We start from the raw sequence: 21484 nt of genomic DNA on the forward strand, positions 1-21484 counted from the left end.
TGCAAATGTACGCAAAAAAAGGCGTATTTCGGGCAGGTGAACGCCGAATAGTTAAAGGCGAAAGGTTTTATTACGTTGGGATGATGATGATGAATTTCGGATGTCGCATGTCCGATTTCGGATTCAGCGAAATTGGAGTAATTGCCATCATCCTTCTGGCTATGAACCATGAACCATCAACTATGAACTCCCCTACTTCAGCTTCAAATTAAACGTACCCTCAACTTTGTAAACGGGAGCATTTGATTTATCGTCGGGAGCGAGCCAGGCGTGAAAGGTGCCTTTGGCCAGCACGCTGTCCTGGTTGTATTTATCGATGTGGATGGTACCAAAGTCTTTTTGGCCGGCATATTTGCTGAGCGAATACTGGAAGCCTTCGGTTTTATAACCCGGGCCAAGTAAAAACTGGCCACCGGCAATATCGCCGTTCTTGTCGGCATGCGCGTAACCTGTCGAGCTGATGCCAAAGCTCATGTTATGGTCTTTATTTATGGCGGTTATGCCGAAATAGCGCTTGCTGTCGTCGGCATCATCATGCACATTAATAAAGGCTATTGAATCCTTAGCTGCGTCAAACAAATAGGTCGAATCTTTTATGGTGATGCTAAGCGTACCTGAGGCAGCTAAAAAATTGGTGGGCGATGATGTACTGTCGGCAGTAAGGCTGGCTTTGGTTACGCTATTATCTTTCACATCGCTATCCTTTTGGCACGATGCAAGCACCGCCACAAAGCATAACATAATGAAAGATATAAGGTAAGTAAACCTTCTGTTGCCCATATTTTGAATTAATAGTTAAATCTACAAATTAATTAACGAAGATAAAACATCTATAGTTGCCTCTATGTCAAATTTAATTAACAATTTAACATTTTTAACCTTACTTAACGTGAGTTCGATATAAGAACAAGATGCTTTGAATTGCTGGCGACACCACAATAGCTGGTCGTCGCCTCACCCTGCCCTCTCCAAAGGAGAGGGTTCTAAAAAGGAATTTCCGACGAGCGAAGCTCAAGTCCTCTCCTTTGGAGAGGATTTAGGTGAGGCCACGATGAAGCTTGTGGATACCAATTTTTATGTCGAACTAATCTTACTTGGTAACAATTCTGTTTAACACTTTGTTGGCCATTAATTTAATTGAATTTTACTCAACCGAAAAAGAAATTCTTTTATAATATTTTGCTAAAAATATTTGCATTTTAATTTTAATTTCTCTATCTTTACATTACTTTTATGCCAATTGGCATTTTAATCATAAAAACATCATGAACCAACCTTATTTAGCCAGTGAGGCTTCCCTCACCAGCCGTATTAACGATTATTTTATTTTTATTGAGGGCGAATATCACCTGGAAAACAAACCGGGTAAAGAAACCAAAGACCAGCCCGCCCCCGCCCAAAAAATGTGGGACCGCGAGCCGCAACCGGCTACCTTTACCGACCTGGCCCTTCACTTAGGTTTTAACAGTCTGCAGGCGTTTGATAATTATACCGAAAACGGCAAATTTAACGAGACATTAAAGTGGGGCCGCCTCCGCATTGAGGCATCGTACGAACGCAAGCTGCATGCACAATCGGCTGCGGGAGCGATATTTGCGCTTAAAAACATGGGATGGAATGAACGTGGCGAAGCAAAACAGCAACCCGAGGGGCCTAAAACAGTAACGGTTACCGTATTGGATAGTGGCCCACGGCCAGCCGAAAGCGAAAAGGAAGTAGTGTTAAGTTAATAGTCCTTAGTCGGAAGTCTTGAGTCAGAAAAGGCAAGAATTCGACTTCAGACTTCCGACTTAAGACTCAAGACTAACCGTCAGTAATATTATAAGCTGGCCCTGGTAAAGTAATAGTCGTCTACCTCGGTATTAAATTTTCCGCTACTGGACGGATCGGGTATCTTGCTTTCATAGTGTATGGAAAATTCGGTTTCGGTTAGTTTGGTTATGGTTTCCTCAATACCTGCACCACCGGTTACATACTGTGTTATAACATTGTTCTTCAGCGTGTATTGAAAAGTATTCAGGCTTGGCGCATCTTTTGCCCCCTGAGCCGATTGTACCCCGGTGCCATCGGAAAAGTATTGTGTAAAATCGTATTTGGTGTATGATGTTCTGATGGTTTCACCTGTCTGCACACCGTCTTTAACCAGCTTCAAATCGTGCTTGGTCATTTGCCACTTGCCAACCACCGTTATTGTTGTGTTTATGTTTGCCGGGTCTTTTTTGCATGCCTGCAAACACAACAATACCGCCGGTAATATCAGAAGTAAGTATTTGTGTTTCATAACCTTGCGTTTAAAAGATAAATGTAGCAATTGTTTTGCTAACAAATGCTACCCGCGCCGCTAAAAAGCCAGTGTGTACGAATAATCAGTCATGTGCAAATAACGGTTGGTGGTAGCATCCTGTGTAACTGTGGTGGTGTACTCCACGTGTAGTTTTAGTGTTGCTGCTGTTAATTCGGTTACATACACAACGTGCGCAAACAGTTTTATTACAGATGGGGAGCCCGAGCCGGCAGTTATTATGCCCTGGTTAAAGCCCGCTAAGTCAGGGGTCGACAGTTTTAATTCTGTTGGAGTTAATGCAAAGGTGCCCCTTACTGTATCGGCACTGATTACACTGCCTGGCGACGTATTGCCTATTCCAGCCGAATTAAAATAGCTGGTTGCTATGAAATTATGGTCGGCCCTAAACTCAACAACGGCAATTTGGGTATCCGACACCCCAAGGGTTGACGCAGACTTTATGGCACCATCAACGTACAAACTCGACGTTTGCTTAACCAGGTTCCACTTTCCAATCATCATAGCCTCCTGGCTATTGGCCGGCTTATTACCATTTTTTCCGCAGGCCGAAAGCAGGACCACACAGGCAATGGGTATTAGAAAACATAAGCGCTTCATAATTAACTGGCTAATAAACTGCTAATCAAATATAAGAATAAATCAAAAATTTAAAAATGATCCCTCAACAAGCATCGGTATTATTTAAAAGTAATTATACGTCTAATAATCAAGTAATTATTAACCAGGGCGGCACAAGCTCAGGGAAGACTTTTTCCATTCTCCAGGTACTTTTTTGCATTGCGTGCCAAAACGAACGGTTAGTAATTACAATTGCAGGCCAGGATATCCCCAATCTTAAAGCGGGTGCCCTGCGCGATGCATTATCAATTTATTATTCGTGGCCCGAATTACAGGCTCTGGTAAAAAGTTATAACAAAACCGACCGGATCTTTGAGTTTCATAACGGCACAATCATCGAATTTAAAAGCTACGATAATGCGCAGGATGCGAAATCAGGAAAGCGGGATTACCTTTTTGTGAACGAGGCCAACGGCGTAGCTTATGATGTTTATACCGAGCTGGCACTGCGGACGCGGGAGAAAATATTTATCGACTATAACCCCAATAATGCCTTTTGGGTGCACGATAGCTTAATGGGCAGGCCGGGTGTACAGGTTATTATATCCGATCACCGGCACAATCCTTTTCTATCGGCCCAAACAAAAGAAAAAATTGAGGCCCTTAAACTCGAGGATGAAGAACAATGGCGCGTTTATGCCCGCGGGTTAACCGGCAAAATAACCGGGCTGATATTTAATAACTGGTTTGTTTGCGAAACTATTCCCGAAGATGCCAAACTAATTGCCGCCGGGCTCGATTTTGGTTTTACCAACGACCAAACCGGCTTTGTATTGGTTTACCGCCAAAACGGCGAACTTTGGATTGATGAGATAATTTATGAAACAGGACTCACCAATACTGATATTTCGGCGGCATTGATTGATAAAGGCATCCGCAAAAGCATAGACATTATAGCCGACAGCGCCGAGCCAAAATCAATTGAAGAGCTTACCCGCCTGGGCTGGAAAATAACCGGTGCAAAAAAGGGTGCCGACAGTGTAAACAGCTCCATAGATATTTTAAAACGATACCGCCTTAACATAACCCGCCGCAGCGTAAACCTCCGTAATGAACTCGCCCGCTACAAATGGCGCACCGATCGCGGCGGCCGCACCCTTAACGAACCCGTAGACTCATGGAACCATTTGATTGACCCGATACGGTATGTAGCCTTGAACAAATTGCGCACAACTAACAAAAGCAAAAGAACAAGCTGGCTGGCGAAGGCCCCCCAGCCCCCTAAAGGGGGAGTTGATTATTGGGCGGTAGTGGGTGATTGGAAATATTAATAAATAAAATACACCATTAAGAAATGACATTATTTAAAAAACAAAAAGCTCCCCCGCCGGCTGGCGGAGGTTGGGGGGCCAAAACATTAAAAACAACCACCGGTAAATTAGCGGTAAGCATCCCCTCCACCCTCGCCGAAATTACCCTGGGGCAGATGATGGCACTGCAGCAAAACCCAAACCTGGGCGACATGGAAGCCATCAGCATACTTTCGGGTATCCCGGTTCAGGAATTGCAGAACGTACAAAGCATGGATGATTTTGCCATATTTGGCGAGGCAGTGTTATCCCTATCGCAACAGATAAAATATCTTTATGATAGTGATGCCATCCCCAAAAAAGTCACGTTTTCAAATGGTAAAACGGTAAACGTAATCAGCAATTTATCGGTTGAGCCGGCCGGGGCGTTTATGGCTGCGAGGGATATCATTGGTGATGAAATAAGCGAACATATTAAGCTTTATGGCGATGAGGACTGGCCGCAATATTTCAACCCATCGTTAAAAGCATGTTGCCAGGTGCTTGCCCATTACTTTTATTGCCGCGCAACAGGCAAACCATACAACGAGTACGAAGCCGACGAATTTACAGCCGAAATAAAAAAGCTTGGGGTAACGGAGGCGCTGCCCATAGCCAAACATTTTTTTACCTGCTATCCCAGCTTATCGAAGCCGAAAACAGGCTTCTTTCATCGGCTCCAACGCCGCTTGAACGAAAGGCTGGCATACAGGCGTTCGAAAAGTTTAAATACATCAACACCGTAAACTCACTTGCCGGCGGCGATATCACCAAATGGTCGCTGGTGCTGAATATGCCTTACGAACGTGTTTTAACCAAGCTGCTGTTAAACAAAACGGAAGCAGAGTATCAAAAACGGTATTCGGAATTACTTTCAGCGCAGTAGGTCGCTCCCCCGCGTCATTGCGAGAAACGAAGCAACCCCTGCACATGCAAATCAATGAAGCAAAAATCTTATGGAGACCTATCGGCCGCATTTAGGACACCAAAAAATAGCGGCCAATGACTGTCCTGCGTGGTCCGCCAGCTGGCGGATCGTTCCTTATAATGACGCCCGAATAATCACTAATTCAATAATTCACTAACTCACTAATTCACAAGTTACCCCCATGCCCATCCGCAACCAAATTGAAGCCGTTGTGCAAACGCTCACCGGCTCGCCAACTTTTATTTATGGCACCGCAAACGAAAAAACACTCTTATCGGCGTTAATGGCAACTTTTACATCAATACATCAACCTACAAGCTCTTCGGTCCGAAAACTGCCGGCTTTTGGGGTGATGGCATTTCCCTGTTAGGTGTCAGTATCCCAACTGGCGGAACAACCGGGCAGGTATTGACAAAAGTTGACGGTACAGATTATAATACCGACTGGCAAGATAACTCGTTTGCAAACCTAAATGGTTCCCCCGCTGATAACACAAACCTGGCTGCAGCTTTAGCCGCCAAACAAAACTCCCTCGGCTACACCGCCGAAAACGCAGCAAATAAAAACAGCGCTAATGGTTATGCCGGGCTTGATGGTTCGGGTAAAGTGGCCGCAGCACAGTTGCCATCGTATGTTGACGATGTTGTAGAGTTTGCAAACTTTGCCGCGCTACCAGCTACCGGCGAAACCGGCAAGATATACGTTACCCTTGATACCAATGCCGAATACCGCTGGAGTGGCAGTACCTACATCCAACTGGTCGCATCGCCCGGCAGCACTGATGCTGTACCTGAAGGCAGTACTAACAAATACTTTACTGCCGCCAGGGTTTTAGCTACCCTTTTAACCGGAATCGGCTTTAGCAGCGCAACAGCCATAACTGCCACAGACACTATTTTAAGTGCATTGGGGAAGCTACAGGCACAATTTACCGCACTATTTAAAATACCTGCGGGGGGTACGGTGGGGCAGGTATTGGCGAAAACAAGCAATGCCGACGGAGATACGCTATGGGTAGATGCACCAATCGGCGGCGGCAGTTCATCAAATATTTCATATAACTTTTACCAATCAATTTTATAATGGATAGTTCATCAAATACCACATCTTTTGCCACATTAACGGGCACCTATCCGGGCGTAAAATTAGCGTCAGGTTTATCGATTAACACAGATACGTTAATATGCTCCGGCGGCAGTCATGCCAGCATTGTACTGGACGTTTTATTTCGCAATTTGGATGCTTCTAACGCCCGCAATTTTGATATTATAATTTGCCCAACAAGTTCAAACGCCACCGATTATTACAACAGGGCTCAAATAGGCGTCCCCGCAAATGCCGGCAACAATGGCACCGTCACATTAGCATCATTAGCTGCCTTAATGCCTACACTTTTTGACCTTGATTTAGCTGGTAACCGTGTGTTAACGCTTGAAAGTGGCGTTTCAATTTATGTAAGGAACAAGGCAGAGTTAACGGCTGATGTTTACGTAATGACAAAATTGAGGAGTTTTTAAAATGATAGGCGTCTCTACATCCCCATTTTATTTGTTTTTAACTCGCAAAGTTAACACCTGGTACAGCGTCAAGGATGGCAACTGGACCGACCCTAATGTTTGGATAAGTAATGCCCAGGGTAAACGAAATATTACTTCACCAAGAGCGGGTGACAATGTTTTTATAAATCACCAGGTAACAGTAAATGTGACAACTGCCGTAAACAACCTATTTATAGCTGGAACGTTAAAATTTGATCCAAATGGAAACATTCTTACTGTAACGGGAGACTTGCAGGCTACTGGAACGATTGACCAAAGTGCCGGTAACAACAACGCAATAGTCGTAAAGGGGTTCAATAATTTCATTACTACGTTTATACCGGGTGCAGCCAGCGCAATAGAATATAATTCAGGATTAATGACACAGTCAATAATGCCATTAACATATTGCAATTTACAAATTTCTGGTGGGACGGCAGTTACTAAATACCTAACGTCTAATTTAACAATTGGGGGTAATTTTTATTGTGGATCTGTTTTAGATACTAAAAACTTTAATTTATCGGTCGACGGATTCACTACTACTGGTCCACTTATAAGTTCCGGTAATTCGGGGATAATAATTTCATCCGGTAATATACTATTTAACGGAGCCATAATTGACGGTGGGGGAAAGAGCTTAAGTGTCATCGGGACAGCGTCAGTTGAAATGCGCGGAGGATGCTTTGGCGCTGGTTTTGATTTAGCACATTGTGATGTCAATTTTACTGCCACGCAAACGCTGAACGACGGATTCAATTTCGTATGTCATAATATAACAATGGCCGGATCAGTAGTGGTAACCAATATGTCTGATTCGGTAGTTACAGTGAAGGGGGTGATGAATGGAACCGTATCAAGTAGCACGTTTAATAATAACGGACAATTAATTTTTAACGACCCTACATTGCCGATGGCTACCGGTGTGTTCAATCATAGGAATATGCCAAATTCGACTGTTGGTTATATATTCAACGGCAATTATACTTTGCCGTATACATTATACGAAAATTTACAATTAGGGGGCACGGGCATAAAAAATACCTCTGAAAACACAACAATTAATTTTAATTTATTTTTAGGTACAACGTTAGAATTAGGTAATTATGATTTGACTATATCTGGAACCACAAGTGGTGGCAATTCAGCTTTTATAACTAAAAGTGGCGCAGGCAATTTATTATTTGCTGGTAAGGTAGATATTGGAGGAATTACGTTTTTAAGTTCGCCCACAGTTGAATTTAGAAACGGATGGCAAACATTTGGAGATTTTATCTTCGCCACGGCCACAATAAATTACACAACCAATAATCAAACTATAGCTAATGGATTTTCTGTAACTACTTTTAATTGTGTATCTGTAATTGCCAATGGTATAACTGTTTCGTGCGATAGCCGCTTTGGTAATGCCTTTTTATTCAATAGCGTATTAGACGGAAGTAATTCTACTTCTACATTTAATAACATCGGTACTGTCAATTATAAAAACGCTCAACAACCGATGCAAACTGGACGATTATATTGTAATCAGTCTATAAATACGTTTACATATGGAGCTCTAGGCGATCAGGATATAACCGTACCGTCAGACGCAACACCGGGCTATAAAAATTTAATACTTAACGGTTCTGGCGTTAAAAGGTTATTGGGAAATATTTCTGTAAAAGGAACTTATACATTAGTATCGCCAGCAACACTTAACTCAAACGGGTTCGCTTTGACCAATCCATAGTAAACTCGGCGATCGCAATTATCAAAACCTTGCTACAAACAGGTCCGACAAACTTTAACTACATAAAATTGCATATGTCATCTTAGCTGTCCTATAATGATATCAGGCAAAAATATTTCCACTCTGGCAAATCCAGCTCCTGGGCTGGCAACGCCCTTGGCACATAACGACATTCCATAAAAACAGGTCTAATCAATTTTCATTTACCAATATTCCCTATGACAACAATCGAAAACCATCAGCTAAAAGGCATCACCATAAAAAACATAGTAGTCACTATAGCCAGCACAGCCAGTATTGTAGCTTCGGTTATGACAACCTATTTTGGCCTAAAGACAGATATATCAGCTATTAAGTCGGCCCAGGATACAGAGACCAGGGTGAATAACATCCGCATAGAAATGCTCGAAAGTGAAGTTACTGTTCTACAAAGGCAGGTTAGCCAAATTCATTTTGACAACAAAGCCAGCGACGAACTGTCAACAAATTCAATACCGGTAAAAACGGATCAATCAGTCTTGGCAAGCAATGCCGGAAAAGATAACTAAACTTTGAATGCTTATAATAAGATGAAGCGTGCCCGGAACGAGATTCGAACTCGTACATCCTTACGAATGCCACCCCCTCAAGATGGTGCGTCTACCAATTTCGCCACCCGGGCCTTTTTTACAGTACGAAGTCTTAAGTCCGAAGTTAACGGTCTGTTGTCCAGACTTTCAACTTAGAGCTTAAGACTTTCGACTTAATGGATGTGCCCGAAGAGAGACTCGAACTCTCAAGAGACAATTCTCAACGGCTTCTGAGACCGCAACGTTTACCAATTTCGCCATCCGGGCATTTTGAAAAGATTTGAGCAAGCAGGCTTTGGAAATTCCGTTTACTAAATGCTCCTATCTAAACAAGGATGCAAATATAAATTTTTAATGCAAAAAGCCATTCATTAAATATAAAAATCAGCAATGGGTTGCAACGTGGCGTTATAAAAATTAATTTCGGGTAAATTGTATAATTCTATATCCAGGTTAAAATGAAAAAATCCCGTTTACTAACTACTTGTTTGTTAGCATTTTTAATATTTGCCACAACGCTAAAAGCGCAAACCATAGTTCAATTGCAAACCGGCAAGCCCACAAGTATTCGCGGCTTATCGGTTGTTGATGACAACGTTGCCTGGATAAGCGGTAGCCGCGGCTATATCGCCATCACACGCGATGGCGGCAAAAACTGGGACTGGACGCAGGTAAAAGGGTTTGAGAAAGCCGATTTCAGGGATATAGAGGCATTTTCGGACAAGACTGCCGTTATCATGAGCTCGGGTACCCCTGCGCTGGTTTTAAAAACTACAGACGGTGGCGCCACCTGGCAGGAAAAATATCGCAATACCGATACCACCTATTTTTTGGACGCCATGGACTTTGACACCCCAAAACACGGCTTAATTTTAGGCGACCCAATCAGGAATAAATTCTTACTGCTTGAAACAAACGACGGCGGTGAAACCTGGAACCCGTTTAAAAACATGCCCGATGCGTTGACTGGGGAGGCGGCGTTTGCAGCGAGTGGTACATGTTTACGTGTTAGTAATGGCAATATACTTATAGCATCAGGTGGAAGTAATTCGAGGTTAATTTCTTACTCACAAAAGAAAGAAATTTGGGACTATTCAAATTTTCCGATAGCTCATGGTAAAGCCAGCCAGGGGGCATTTTCGGTTGCGGTAGGTAAAAACAATGGGATAATGATTGGCGGCAACTATGAAAAGGACAAAATAACTGATTCAGTTTCGGTCGGCTACATACCCCACCCGTTCAAATTATTAACTGAAACGGTTAGGCAACCGGCTGGCTTTCAATCGTGCGTAGAGTTCTTAAATGCCGACACTTTCCTAGCCACTGGCACGCCAGGCAGCAATATCACTATCGATGGCGGGAAAACATGGAAGCAAATTGACAGCACCAGCTATAACGTTTGCCGCAAGGCCAAACATGGAAAACTGGTGTTGTTAGCTGGCAACGGCGGCAAAATCGGAATTTTAAAAATGTAGCAAGCTGGCTACTAGGCGCTTAAAATCATAAAAAAATAAATTAAAATAAGGCTTGCATACGCGGTTGAATAGTCCTATATTTGCACCACTTTAAACGGAAACGATAAAGTATGATTCCGTAGCTCAGCTGGTAGAGCATAACACTTTTAATGTTGGGGTCCTGGGTTCGAATCCCAGCGGGATCACAGAATGGTCACCAAACCATCTCAAATCAATAAAAGCCACTTGAAAAAGTGGCTTTTATCGTTTAAAACCCACTTTTCATAAATCAATACACGTCATAGTAATCCAAAGTAATCGGTAACCTATTCCTTTTGCCGAAATCAGGTTACCGAATTGAACTAATATTTTAGAAGCAATTAATTGATTTACAGTGTGTCGCAATTTTAGTTTGACAAAGCATTTTACTCATAGTTTCAATTGGAACGCCATTAGACAATGTAACGGGCGTGGCAAATGTATGCCGGGCGACATGAGAAGTTAAAGTCTTTTAAATGCCGCACAAGTCAGCTATTTCTTTCAGATAGCTATTAACCTTTTGGTTTGATATTTGTCAAAAGCTTGTTTCAAGCAGGAATCAAATTGCGGCTGTTACATATAATACATTACAAACCGTCGTGGCTTGTGCCAGCCCTGGGAAACCAAACAGTCATTTCACCTGGCCCCCTGTTTGCCCATGAATAATATGGAATCGCGGTCAGCACAACTTTTTTTGTCCCCTTTCTCAAACCACCCCTTCTAATTGCTTCGCCTTTTAGAACAGTTACACCATTTAAAATATCTTTTTCATATTGTGGTTTAAAAATTGCTTTATCAGGAATCATTAAGTTACTCACTTTGCCATTGTTGTCTTTCCATTCCGCACTATAAACTATTGGACCTCGTTGTAACGCTATCTTATTCCTGTCATCAACCAATGTTTTATTTGCGGTAATCTTTTTAACATCCATCGGTAGATTCACCTGTACCTGATCTCCTTTTTTCCACTCGTTGTTTATAACTGCGTAGCCGTTCTCAATATGATATTTAAGCGGGTGTCCATTGAGCCTAATTTCAATTTTTGAAGAGGATTCATTTTCAAAAGAATATAAATCTGACGGAATCGCTTTCGAACGGCTCCATCCAGGAACACGAATAAGCAGATTAAACTTGTGAGGCGACTCCGGTTCTACTTTAAACATTAAATTACCATTCCATGGATAATTGTTGACCTGGATTATTTTTACTTTCTTCTCATTCACTTTAAGATCAGCAGTTCCGGCAATAAAGAGATTAACGTAAACGTTATCACTTTTTTGAGCATAAATATAGCCGGGCAGAGAAGGTAGAAAACGAACCATATTGGTAGGGCAGCATGAACACTCAAACCATCCCGATCTGCCGACTTCCAATGCGGGATGTGTAAATCCGTTTACTACCTGCATCGCATTGGTATAAAAAAATGATTTTCCATCTAACCCGATGCCAGAGATCAACCCATTATAAAGAACCTTTTCTAATAAGTCAATATACTTTGAATCCCCGTGCAATAAAAACATCCGTTGATTCCAGTATACATCGCCAATGGCAGCACAGGTCTCATTATAAGCCGTAGCATTAGGCAACTCATAATCAGCCCCAAATCTTTCTCCGCTTGGGACTGCTCCTATGCCGCCCTGGACATATATTTTTTTGCCAACCATGTTATTCCATATCCTGTCAATAGTTTCAATATATCGCTTGTCTCCGGTTAGTGCGGCAACATCGGCTATCCCGGAATATAAATACATTGCCCTTACAGCATGCCCTTCCGCTTCATGCTGATCGACCACGGGTTCATCGTCCTGCCAGTAAGCGCCGTTTTTCCACTCGTCAGTACTGGTTTTATCATATGCCCGTTTTCCTCTTTCATCGATAAAAAATTTAGCTAAATCCAGGTACTCATTCTTGCCTGTAATCCGGTACAGGCGCACAAGTCCCATTTCCACTATTTCATGACCAGGAGCAACATGTCTTTTCCCCGGACCGAAGGTTTTAACCAGTAGATCGGCGTTCTTTAGCGCGATATCCAAAAAATTCCTTTTGGACGTAGCCAGGAAGTGAGCACTTGCCGCCTCAAACATGTGGCCCGAATTATATAGTTCGTGACTCAACTCATTTTCCTTCACCCATCTTTCAGGGCCAGACCACAAATGGGGATGTAATGGATCAATGGTTCGGGCAGTATAAAGATAACCATCCGGTTCCTGGGCCTTCCCAACAACCTTTATCAGTGAATCAACATAGGCATCTAGTTGGGGATCAGGATGCACCGCCAGTGAGTATGAGGCCCCCTCAATTGTTTTATAAATATCGGTATCATCAAATGGAAACTTGGTGCAAAATTTTCCTTTCTGTTGAGCAGCCATTTCAAAATTCTTAACACGGCCTGTATTTTCACAGCGCGCAAAAGAAGCTGGGATAGTTACCGTGCGGTTAGTTTCGATACGCGGTGACCAAAAATGATCATTCAATTTCACCTGTGTAAAAGTTACCGGCTGAATAGGATAATCCTTCACCTGTGCGCTAACCATACCTCCATATAAATATACCAGGAATGCAATCATTAACTTTTTCATATTTTATTTCTATTTAAACGACATCTTTTAAAACTGTACTTCTTTTCCAATACCGGAATAGCTTATTTTTTGCCTGGCACTATTTATCAGGTTACTCCACATGCTAATTCCTTTTAATTTTCATTTGTAATTTGTTTAATACCAACAGCCCAACCTGCTGGCCTTCCTGTGTTCCAACGACGCAGGAATTTTTAAAATGTATACCGCCATAAACACGCGATATCCCAGCTTCTTTTGCAGCATCTCTGAAAGATCTAAAGCTGCGGGGTGCTAATCCAAACTCACTTTCCGACGTATCGCGGTATGCAAAATTATCGCCGAACTGGCGGGTCAAAACTTCGGCTGCTGCAGCTGATATAACCGCATGGCCGCTTACATATTCCGGGAATGAGGGCGTTTGAATATATGTTTTCCAGTCAGGGTCCAAATATTTTGTGATAACTGTCTCAGGCCGAACTAAATTATATTTATATTTAAAATACCAGCAGTTAATAAATGCATCAAACATGGCAATTGACGTTTCGGTATACGCGCATACCGTGCTGCTAAAATCGGCCTTACAGGTTGCTGAGGCTATGCCCACAATATTCATCCAATGCCCGCCTGGTGAAAACTTTTTAGTTCCAAAAGTAGCATGTCCAACCACGTTTAACTTAAAGGCATTATCATCCCAAAAATCAGCAATGTGTTTTTGTTCTTCAGTGAGGTTTGTGCCGATTGATTTTACCTCCAGAACGTCTTTATAGAACTGGCTGCTTATATCCTTTACATCAAATAAAGGCGGCGGAGGAGGAGCCACCTGTGATGCAGAATCGAGTATTAAGGGCCTGATTTCTCCCCAATGCGGTTCCAACGCTTGAGAATACATTGGTGGTGTGGGTGTCCAACGACCTTCCTTTTTGGTGACGGTGTATTTACTGGCGGATCGTGTTTGTAAATAATGATCAGTTTTACTCCATTTCATAATGTGTTTTGCAACTACATTTGAATAGTTTACGGAGTGCTCAAATACAGCAGAAGGCATTCCCGCATCTTTTGCTTTCTGTTTTAATGAGCCGACATATTCATCCATACTCCCCTCCGGAAATGTTACCGCATTTCCTACATAGCAAAACGCAAGCAGGGATGCAAACGGGTAATCGATTTCAACACCCGGTGCAGGTTTTGGAACAGCAGTCAAATGTTTGATCTGGCCTGCCAAAGACCGGAATTTTTTAGGGTCCTGGGCAGATATTACCTCATACGCGGCAATGTTAGCATATGCATAGTTACGTGAAGCAATAACCGGCGGAAAATTATTTTCAAGTATAATGTCATTTAGCTTTTTTTCTGTAACACGGTATAATTCCGGATTATCAGTAATACTTTGATAATCGGCTTTTTTGCAGGAACAAAACAAAAGGATTACCCCTGAAACCCAAAATAAAATACGATTCATAGAAATTTATTTGATGTTAAACAACATAGCCGCTGCATGAAAAAGTGATTTTTATTTAATGATATTGGTTTGTCCTAATAAGTATTGCAACTATCAAGAAATAATTATGAAATTTAAATCTATGGCCCATGATAATTAGTCAGGGCTTTATTGTCTAATGGACGAAAAATATCTTTAACCAGCATTAACTTACCATCATAGGTAAGCAATATCAAATCTTTGGAATTGGCTCCTTTTATTTGATGAATAAAGGTTATTTCCTGAAAATTAAATGAAGGGTGGATCAGATACTCAGGGATAGAAAATAGCTTATTTCCAAGGTCATAATTAAGACCAACCAAACCCAATGCATCGTATTTACCTTCGTATGGAACCACACCCCAAAAGTTACCATTGATCAAAAATCGATGTGGATTATCCCCTTGTTGGACAATCGAACGTATTGGGGCCTGCTGGTACGGATAAGGCAGATGCTCGTACGCTTTTGCGTGTAAAACATCGCTTATGAAGACACTTTCGAATTGATTTGCTGTTAATTTATCTTTATCGTCAAGTTTATCTTTAAAAATTTCCGCGGTGGTCTTATCTGCCATTTTCGAATAGCTCAACCATTCCTTTTTTAAATAAGGCAACTCTTGTTCCAGGTCATTTTTTGGCCGGAAAGGATAATATTGCCCCTTGAAAAAATAAGATAGCAAAAGATCATTTTTACCATCTTTGTCTAAATCAGTATTGTAAGCATACAATGGGTGCGACGCGGCTACGTTGTACTTATTGTTTAAGCCCCAGTTACCCGCGATTAAATCCTCTTTGCCATCATTATCAACATCAGCAATAATGGCAGATTGCCACCATCCTTTTAAATTATCGAGCAATGGAGATTTAAACTCCGATAGTTTTTTCCCATCGTTTAAAAAGACATGCAAGGGCTGCCATTCTGAAGTTATTACTATATCCGGCTTCCCGTTATGATCAATATCGCCACTTGTAATATTTGTGATGTATGGGATATTCGTAATTTGAGAAAACTGATCTTTGGACGCAGCGACAAAACGTCCTTTGCCGGCATTAAGAAAAATGGATGAGGGAATATGCGCTGTATAGTCCCGGTAAGATATGCTACTGGTTAAAAAAATATCCGGCAAACCATCATTATTAAAATCAAACACAAATACCTTTGAAGCCTGGCTATTTAGCCGGGGCATCGATTTAAATTCAAATTGACCATTGCCTTTGTTGATATATAAACGAGGTTGCGCTATTTTATCGGCTCCGACAAACGGCGGATTAGCACTCAATACTATCAAATCGGGTTTACCATCGTTGTTTACATCAGCCCAGGCAGCATCAGCATCTGAACAGGCAATATCATGTTGAAATTGCGGAACGGTTACTTTTGCGTAACCACCTGCTCGTTTACCCACCAGCAGGTACTTTTCTTCGCCGGCTACACCTCCCACGTAGATATCATCTAAACCGTCGTTATTCATATCAGCTACGGCAATTGCTGGGGTATGAGGCAAATAACTGTGGGGCAGCAATGTATAGTAACTAAAATCAGTAATGTCAGAAATTTTTACAGTTGCTAACTGTTGCGGGGCAACTTCTTCATTATTAAATTGCTTCCTATCTTTCAAAAAACCATCGATCAATTTGGGCAAATCCTTTGTTTTTTGGATCAATTCGGCATTATAGTTTATTATTTGTTTAGTGTTAAGCTTAAAGTTTTTAATAAACTGATAGGAATTGTCGGGCCACACAATTAAAAGTTCGGAGGGGCTCTCTTTTGATAAAAATGTAAAATATAGATATGCACTTTGCGTGCTTTCGTAGGCATTACTAGTTTGTATTTCCTGATGGTCTATTTGCGATCCTGATTTTAAAAAAAACCTGGTGCCGACTCCGTCGGGATTGGCTGCACTATATTTTACAGCATATTTTAAAAAATGCGGTGTTGCATTTTTATGATGTTCGACGGTCAGGTTCTGGTATATAGAAGCCGGCTCATCCATATTATTGGTAACGATTTCCAAATCACCATCATTGTCAAGGTCAACGGCTATGGCGCCGGATGAAATGCCTGGTTGTTTCATATCATTTTGAAATGATACGTCGCTAAATTTCAGGTCTTCATTACCGTGGTATAAAAAGTGATGGGTTTTGCCATCCGGCATCAGCTTAATTTTATCCTTGTCAAAAATTCTGCTTGTTTTAAATTCCTTAGGTCTACCCGGATCGCCAAGGTATTTCAGGAAGTCGATATCATTAAGAAGCTTCTTTATCCCGTTAGAAAAAAAAATATCCTTCCTGCCATCCATGTCAAAATCATACACCAATGGCGACCAGGTCCAATCTGTTGCCGATATACCCGAATACAAGCTTATATCAACAAATTTTTTTCCATTACCTACGTTTAGCTGAAGCGAATTTTTGGAATATTGATAATAAAATCCACTGTTTACCTGCTGGTTATAAATATCAAGTGGCTCGTCATTTGTAGTAGATTTTAACGATTTAATGTCCTCAGGCAGCATATCGGTAGTAAGTACATCCAAATAACCATCTTTATTAATATCGCTTATGGTGTTGCCCATTGAAAATAAACTTGTGTGACCAAACGAGTTTCTAAGCTGTTCTTTGAATGTTCCGTCACGCTGGTTTATATAACAGTAGTCTTGCTCAAAAAAATCATTACTAACATATATGTCATCCCACCCGTCATTATTTAAGTCACCGACACTTAGTCCTAAGCCGTAACCAATCGGAGCTGCATATATCCCGGCTTTTGTAGTGACGTCGGTAAAATGCCCGTGATCATTATGAAATAAATGATCCCCCGCATCATGACTGTATTTAAACCGCGAAGTTGAATCGCCATAAGTGTCATTACTATGTACTGACGAGGTTAGCAAAAACATATCCAACCCGCCATCCTTATCATAGTCAAAAAAAGATGCCTGAGTTGAAAATCCTGCAAAATCAAGCCCGTATTTGGCAGCACATTCTGTAAAAGTCAGATCGCCATTATTAATGTATAGTTGATTTTTCCCTTTAAAATCCCCATATCCAGACACTACAGTAACATAAATATCCTTAAATCCATCGCCATTAATGTCAACTATGGTTACCCCGGTTTTCCAGTTACCTGTACCTGCAACCCCAGCCTTATCAGTAATATCTTCAAACTTAAGAATGCCTTTATTAAGATATAATTTATTAGAGCCCTGGTTGGAAACAAAATACAGATCCTCCAGGCCATCATTGTTAAAATCTGCAGAAGCTACGCCCGCACCGTTATAGAAATATAAATAATCCAAAATATTTAACGAATCAGTCTCGGTATTTTTATTAATAAAATCGACGTCGGTTTGTCCGGGAGTTAATAATCTAAAAGTTGCCTCATCTGGCTTTGGTAGTTTACAGCCATTTAAAGCAACTACAATAAAAAACAAACAGATCAGATATTTCACTAACACGGTAAGGATTTCAAAGCACAATGAACTTATAACTCCCTTAACCAAATATTTCTATAACTTATCGGCTCGCTTTTATCTCCATGGGCTTGCAATTTAATAGGTGAAGGACCATGTTTTCGATAGGTGGGCTGGCCGATGTATGGCGTATCGCCTTTTAATTCAAAATTATTCTGGACGAGTATGCCATTGTGAAAAGCCGTTACCCTGGCTGGCAATTTTAACGATCCATCCTCATTAAACCGGGGCGCAGTCCAAACCACATCATAAGTTTGCCATTTGCCTGGCGGCAAGGCTGCGTTAGCTAATGGGATTGATTGTTTGTAGATGCTACCCACCTGTCCGTTCACGTAAGTTGCATTATTATAATTGTCGAGCACTTGCAGTTCATATCCGCCGGCCCCCCAGGGAAGAGCAGCTAAAAAGATTCCGCTATTACCGCGTGCCTGGCCCGATCCGGTTATATCGGAAGGTATCCGATATTCAATATGCAGCTGAAAATCCATAAACGACCTTTTAGTTTGAATATCCCCCACACTTTTATCAACTGTAATTATATCATCCGCTACCAGCCATTTTGCCTTGGCTGTGGTGTCTTTAGTTAACACCCACTGGTCAAGATTTTTGCCGTTAAATAAAATAATTGCGTCGGATGGAGCATCCCTGAAAGTATTCCCTGGGGTAATAACCTTTGGAATCGGCTTCCATATTTCTGTGTCTTCAGGTTTTGCAGTTTGCTGTGCATTCGCTATAAAACAGCTGCCTGTCAGTATCGCTGTAAATATTAAATTGTATTTCATTTTAGTAACAATTAGGTTCGTTAGTCAAATTTTTTTCTTAGTTATGCAGATTAAATATTACCTTTTTTCAACTCGTCCACCGCGTATTGAGCCGCGCGTGCGGTTAGTGCCATATAGGTGAGTGACGGGTTCTGGCAGGCACTTGACGTCATGCAGGCCCCATCAGTAACAAAAACATTTTGTGCATCCCAAACCTGGTTATGTGCGTTAAGTACCGATGTTTTGGGGTCTTTACCCATACGCGCGCTCCCCATCTCGTGGATGCCCTGGCCAATGGCATAATTTTTATCCCAGGTGGTGATATTCTTTACGCCTGCGGCTTCATACATCGCAACCAATTCTCTAATGATGTCCTTACGCATATTAAGTTCATTCTCTTTCAAACCCGCATCCATCGCCAGCACGGGCAGGCCCCACTTATCTTTCACTTCCTTATCAAGCGTGATCTTGTTATCGTGATAGGGCAATATTTCGCCAAAACCGGTTGCACCGATATGCCAGGCACCTGGCTCGGTAAGTGCATCTTTATAACCAGCACCTATATTCATTTCAGCTACGTCCCTGCTCCAACCGTCTCTGCTCGCGCTACCCTGGTAACCATAGCCGCGCAGAAAGTCCCTTTTATCACCAAATAAGTTAGCAAAACGTGGAATATAAAAACCATTCGCCCTGCGGCCAAAATAGTATTTGTCTTCGTACCCATCCACCGTTCCCTGTGCTCCGAGCATGTAATGATGGTCCATAATATTATGCCCCAATTCACCACTGCTGCTACCTAATCCCCCTTGCCACACGTCTGTTGCGGAGTTCATCAAAACCCATGCGCTGTTTAGGGTAGAAGCATTAAGGAAAACAATTTTAGAGTAAAACTCATAGGTCTTGTTTGTTTCTCCATCCAGCACCTCGACACCTGTTGCTTTCCTGGTGTCTTTATCGTATAAAATTTTGGTTACTATCGACCACGGCCTTACGGTAAGGTTACCCGTTGCCACTGCTGCGGGTAACGTTGAAGATTGCGTGCTAAAATAACCCCCAAAAGGGCAACCCTCCCAACACCTGTTTCTAAACTGGCACTGTGTCCTCGCTTGTATAGGTGCGGTAAGATTGGCCACGCGGCCTATAAACATGTGGCGCTGATCCTTGTAAAAAGCCTTTATTCGTGATGCCACATCTTTTTCCACACAATTCAGCTGCATGGGTGGCAGATAGTGACCATCGGGCAAATGTGGTAAACCTTCCATAGAACCACTGATACCAGCAAATTTTTCTACATGATCATACCATGGTGCCATCTCCTTATAACGAATGGGCCAGTCAATCGCAATGCCATCTTTTGCATTGGCTTCAAAATCAAAATCACTCCACCGGTAGCTTTGCCGCCCCCATAAGGTCGACCTTCCGCCTAACTGGTATGAGCGCCACCAGGTAAATGGTTTAACCTCCACGTAAGGGCAATCTTTTTCATTTACCCATGACTTCATAAGAGGCTCCTGGGCCGCAGTTCCGTACATTGCCCAATCGCGGGATATAACAGGGTTATCTGTTTTCTGTCGTAATGTGGCATTCCCCCGGTGCTCAAAATCCCATGGATCTTTTGTAGCGGTAACATAATCCTTTATATGCTCATAATTACGGCCGCGTTCAAGCATTAATACTTTCAGACCTTTTTTGGTTAATTCCTTTGCAGCCCATCCGCCGCTTATCCCCGAGCCTATTACAATGGCATCATAGGTGTTTTGAATTTTAGCTTTGGTATTTACATTCAATGAGTCGATTGCCATTTGATTATTTTGGGATTTTAATATTGACTTAAATTATAGTTCAGCAATTTCTATTTTGCGGTAATAAATTTCCGCACCTTCGGATTGTATAATTATCCGCCCATCGTTCAGCGACGGTGATTCGGCCGTATTTACTACCTCTCCATTTACAACGTAGGTGATTTTACCTTTATCAGCTGTTACTTCTACTATGTTCCATTCGCCGGTAGGCTTTTCCGCGTTCTTTTTTTTCACTATGCGGTGAAAATCGTGAGGAATACTCCGCTTCCCATCGGTGACCAGGGTAGCACTGTCAATCAGCCAAATGTCACCCACGTCGCCTTCCTGTATCTGGCATTCAATGGATTTTGGCCATACCTTATCTGATGCATCAGTTTGTACATAAAACATAATTCCGTTATCCCTTTTGGTGGTATCGGCATCTCGTGGCGGGTATTTTTTTACGCCCCATTTAAATTCAGCCACCAAATGGAAATTCTTATACTTCTTTTCGGTACACAGGTACCCAAACTCTTTACCTGTAATATGTAGCAAGCCATCTTTTACCGAGAAAACTTTTTCGGGATCATTATTTTTCCCTTTCGATGAAAGAAAGCTGTACCATCCTTTAAAATCTTTGCCGTTAAAAAGAGGAGTTTCTTTTACTGCGGTTTGCTGTGCATTAACAAAACCACAACCAATGAGGCCTATGGCGAAAAATAGTTTTTTCATGAGTTTGGATTAAAAATTTTATTTATCAGCTTCATTTTTTATCCGGAGCCTTTACCAATATTTCTGTTTTATCATTATTTTTTGCAACAATCAGCAGCTTATTCTTTCCTGCCTTTATCTCTTTCATATCCCGTACTGCTCCTTTTATCACGATACCACTTGTTTGCGGCTTGATTGCCGTGAAGCCTCCTTTGCCATCTCCCTTGAGCAGCAAGCCATAACTCGCATCG

18 protein-coding genes, 3 tRNA genes and 1 pseudogene are annotated in these 21484 nt (G+C 41.9%); 9 read left to right on the forward strand and 13 right to left on the reverse strand.

Annotated elements, in window-relative coordinates; all coding sequences use genetic code 11:
• Nucleotides 1–192 precede the first annotated feature (192 nt).
• Entirely contained in the window at nucleotides 193–780 is a 588-nt protein-coding gene (locus tag Q0R52_RS05410; RefSeq protein ID WP_295792862.1) for a hypothetical protein, read from the reverse strand.
• Between the two features lie 485 nt (nucleotides 781–1265).
• Between Q0R52_RS05410 and Q0R52_RS05415 the strand changes: the two genes are divergently transcribed.
• Complete coding sequence (locus Q0R52_RS05415; RefSeq protein WP_295792865.1) at nucleotides 1266–1730, forward strand: terminase small subunit; 465 nt, start codon at nucleotides 1266–1268, stop codon at nucleotides 1728–1730.
• Between the two features lie 89 nt (nucleotides 1731–1819).
• Here Q0R52_RS05415 and Q0R52_RS05420 read toward each other — a convergent pair whose 3' ends face one another.
• Both Q0R52_RS05420 and Q0R52_RS05425 read right to left on the reverse strand, forming a co-directional pair.
• The gene (locus Q0R52_RS05420; RefSeq protein ID WP_295792867.1) at nucleotides 1820–2281 is read right to left on the reverse strand and encodes a lipocalin family protein; all 462 of its coding nucleotides are present in this window, start codon (nucleotides 2279–2281) and stop codon (nucleotides 1820–1822) included.
• 60 nt (nucleotides 2282–2341) lie between these two features.
• Complete coding sequence (locus tag Q0R52_RS05425) at nucleotides 2342–2902, reverse strand: hypothetical protein (protein WP_295792869.1); 561 nt, start codon at nucleotides 2900–2902, stop codon at nucleotides 2342–2344.
• A 56-nt stretch (nucleotides 2903–2958) separates the two neighbouring features.
• On the opposite strand from Q0R52_RS05425, the gene Q0R52_RS05430 reads away from it, so the two are divergent.
• The 6 genes from Q0R52_RS05430 to Q0R52_RS05455 all read left to right on the forward strand — a co-directional run bounded on the left by Q0R52_RS05430 (nucleotide 2959) and on the right by Q0R52_RS05455 (nucleotide 8958).
• Nucleotides 2959–4194, forward strand: a complete 1236-nt coding sequence (locus Q0R52_RS05430; protein WP_295792870.1) for a terminase large subunit — start codon at nucleotides 2959–2961, stop codon at nucleotides 4192–4194.
• A gap of 23 nt (nucleotides 4195–4217) precedes the next feature.
• Nucleotides 4218–4958, forward strand: a complete 741-nt coding sequence (locus Q0R52_RS05435) for a hypothetical protein (protein ID WP_295792872.1) — start codon at nucleotides 4218–4220, stop codon at nucleotides 4956–4958.
• 590 nt (nucleotides 4959–5548) lie between these two features.
• Nucleotides 5549–6223, forward strand: coding sequence for a hypothetical protein (locus Q0R52_RS05440; RefSeq protein ID WP_295792874.1), 675 nt, complete (start codon nucleotides 5549–5551; stop codon nucleotides 6221–6223).
• Nucleotides 6223–6657, forward strand: a complete 435-nt coding sequence (locus Q0R52_RS05445) for a hypothetical protein (RefSeq protein ID WP_295792876.1) — start codon at nucleotides 6223–6225, stop codon at nucleotides 6655–6657. Before Q0R52_RS05440 ends, Q0R52_RS05445 begins: the two co-directional genes overlap by 1 nt.
• Before the next feature lies 1 nt (nucleotide 6658).
• Complete coding sequence (locus tag Q0R52_RS05450; protein ID WP_295792878.1) at nucleotides 6659–8410, forward strand: hypothetical protein; 1752 nt, start codon at nucleotides 6659–6661, stop codon at nucleotides 8408–8410.
• A 218-nt stretch (nucleotides 8411–8628) separates the two neighbouring features.
• Complete coding sequence (locus Q0R52_RS05455) at nucleotides 8629–8958, forward strand: hypothetical protein (protein WP_295792881.1); 330 nt, start codon at nucleotides 8629–8631, stop codon at nucleotides 8956–8958.
• A gap of 29 nt (nucleotides 8959–8987) precedes the next feature.
• Here the strand turns inward: Q0R52_RS05455 and Q0R52_RS05460 are convergent.
• Nucleotides 8988–9071: transfer RNA gene (locus tag Q0R52_RS05460), tRNA-Leu, on the reverse strand.
• Nucleotides 9072–9162: 91 nt separating this feature from the next.
• Nucleotides 9163–9246, reverse strand: a tRNA-Leu gene (locus tag Q0R52_RS05465).
• A 191-nt stretch (nucleotides 9247–9437) separates the two neighbouring features.
• On the opposite strand from Q0R52_RS05465, the gene Q0R52_RS05470 reads away from it, so the two are divergent.
• Both Q0R52_RS05470 and Q0R52_RS05475 read left to right on the forward strand, forming a co-directional pair.
• Nucleotides 9438–10454, forward strand: a complete 1017-nt coding sequence (locus Q0R52_RS05470) for a YCF48-related protein (protein ID WP_295792882.1) — start codon at nucleotides 9438–9440, stop codon at nucleotides 10452–10454.
• 112 nt (nucleotides 10455–10566) lie between these two features.
• Nucleotides 10567–10639 (forward strand) — tRNA-Lys (locus tag Q0R52_RS05475).
• A gap of 212 nt (nucleotides 10640–10851) precedes the next feature.
• Here Q0R52_RS05475 and Q0R52_RS05480 read toward each other — a convergent pair.
• The 8 genes and pseudogenes from Q0R52_RS05480 to Q0R52_RS05515 form a co-directional block, all read right to left on the reverse strand.
• A pseudogene (locus Q0R52_RS05480) lies at nucleotides 10852–11004 on the reverse strand (site-specific integrase); the annotation flags it as partial.
• A 55-nt stretch (nucleotides 11005–11059) separates the two neighbouring features.
• Nucleotides 11060–13051, reverse strand: a complete 1992-nt coding sequence (locus tag Q0R52_RS05485) for a glycoside hydrolase family 127 protein (protein WP_295792885.1) — start codon at nucleotides 13049–13051, stop codon at nucleotides 11060–11062.
• A 103-nt stretch (nucleotides 13052–13154) separates the two neighbouring features.
• Complete coding sequence (locus tag Q0R52_RS05490) at nucleotides 13155–14489, reverse strand: vanadium-dependent haloperoxidase (protein ID WP_295792886.1); 1335 nt, start codon at nucleotides 14487–14489, stop codon at nucleotides 13155–13157.
• A 119-nt stretch (nucleotides 14490–14608) separates the two neighbouring features.
• Nucleotides 14609–17959: a VCBS repeat-containing protein gene (locus tag Q0R52_RS05495; protein ID WP_295792887.1), complete on the reverse strand. Its 3351-nt coding sequence runs from the start codon at nucleotides 17957–17959 to the stop codon at nucleotides 14609–14611.
• Between the two features lie 32 nt (nucleotides 17960–17991).
• Nucleotides 17992–18762, reverse strand: a complete 771-nt coding sequence (locus tag Q0R52_RS05500) for a DUF1080 domain-containing protein (RefSeq protein WP_295792888.1) — start codon at nucleotides 18760–18762, stop codon at nucleotides 17992–17994.
• 50 nt (nucleotides 18763–18812) lie between these two features.
• On the reverse strand, nucleotides 18813–20543 hold the full coding sequence (locus Q0R52_RS05505; RefSeq protein ID WP_295792890.1) for a GMC family oxidoreductase: 1731 nt from the start codon (nucleotides 20541–20543) through the stop codon (nucleotides 18813–18815).
• Nucleotides 20544–20576: 33 nt separating this feature from the next.
• Entirely contained in the window at nucleotides 20577–21254 is a 678-nt protein-coding gene (locus tag Q0R52_RS05510; protein WP_295792892.1) for a DUF1080 domain-containing protein, read from the reverse strand.
• 31 nt (nucleotides 21255–21285) lie between these two features.
• Nucleotides 21286–21484: hypothetical protein (locus tag Q0R52_RS05515; protein ID WP_295792893.1), on the reverse strand; the 199-nt coding region annotated here is incomplete at its 5' end.

Origin of the sequence: Mucilaginibacter sp., assembly GCF_025359345.1 — a bacterium.
In the GTDB taxonomy this organism is placed as follows: Bacteria; Bacteroidota; Bacteroidia; order Sphingobacteriales; family Sphingobacteriaceae; genus Mucilaginibacter.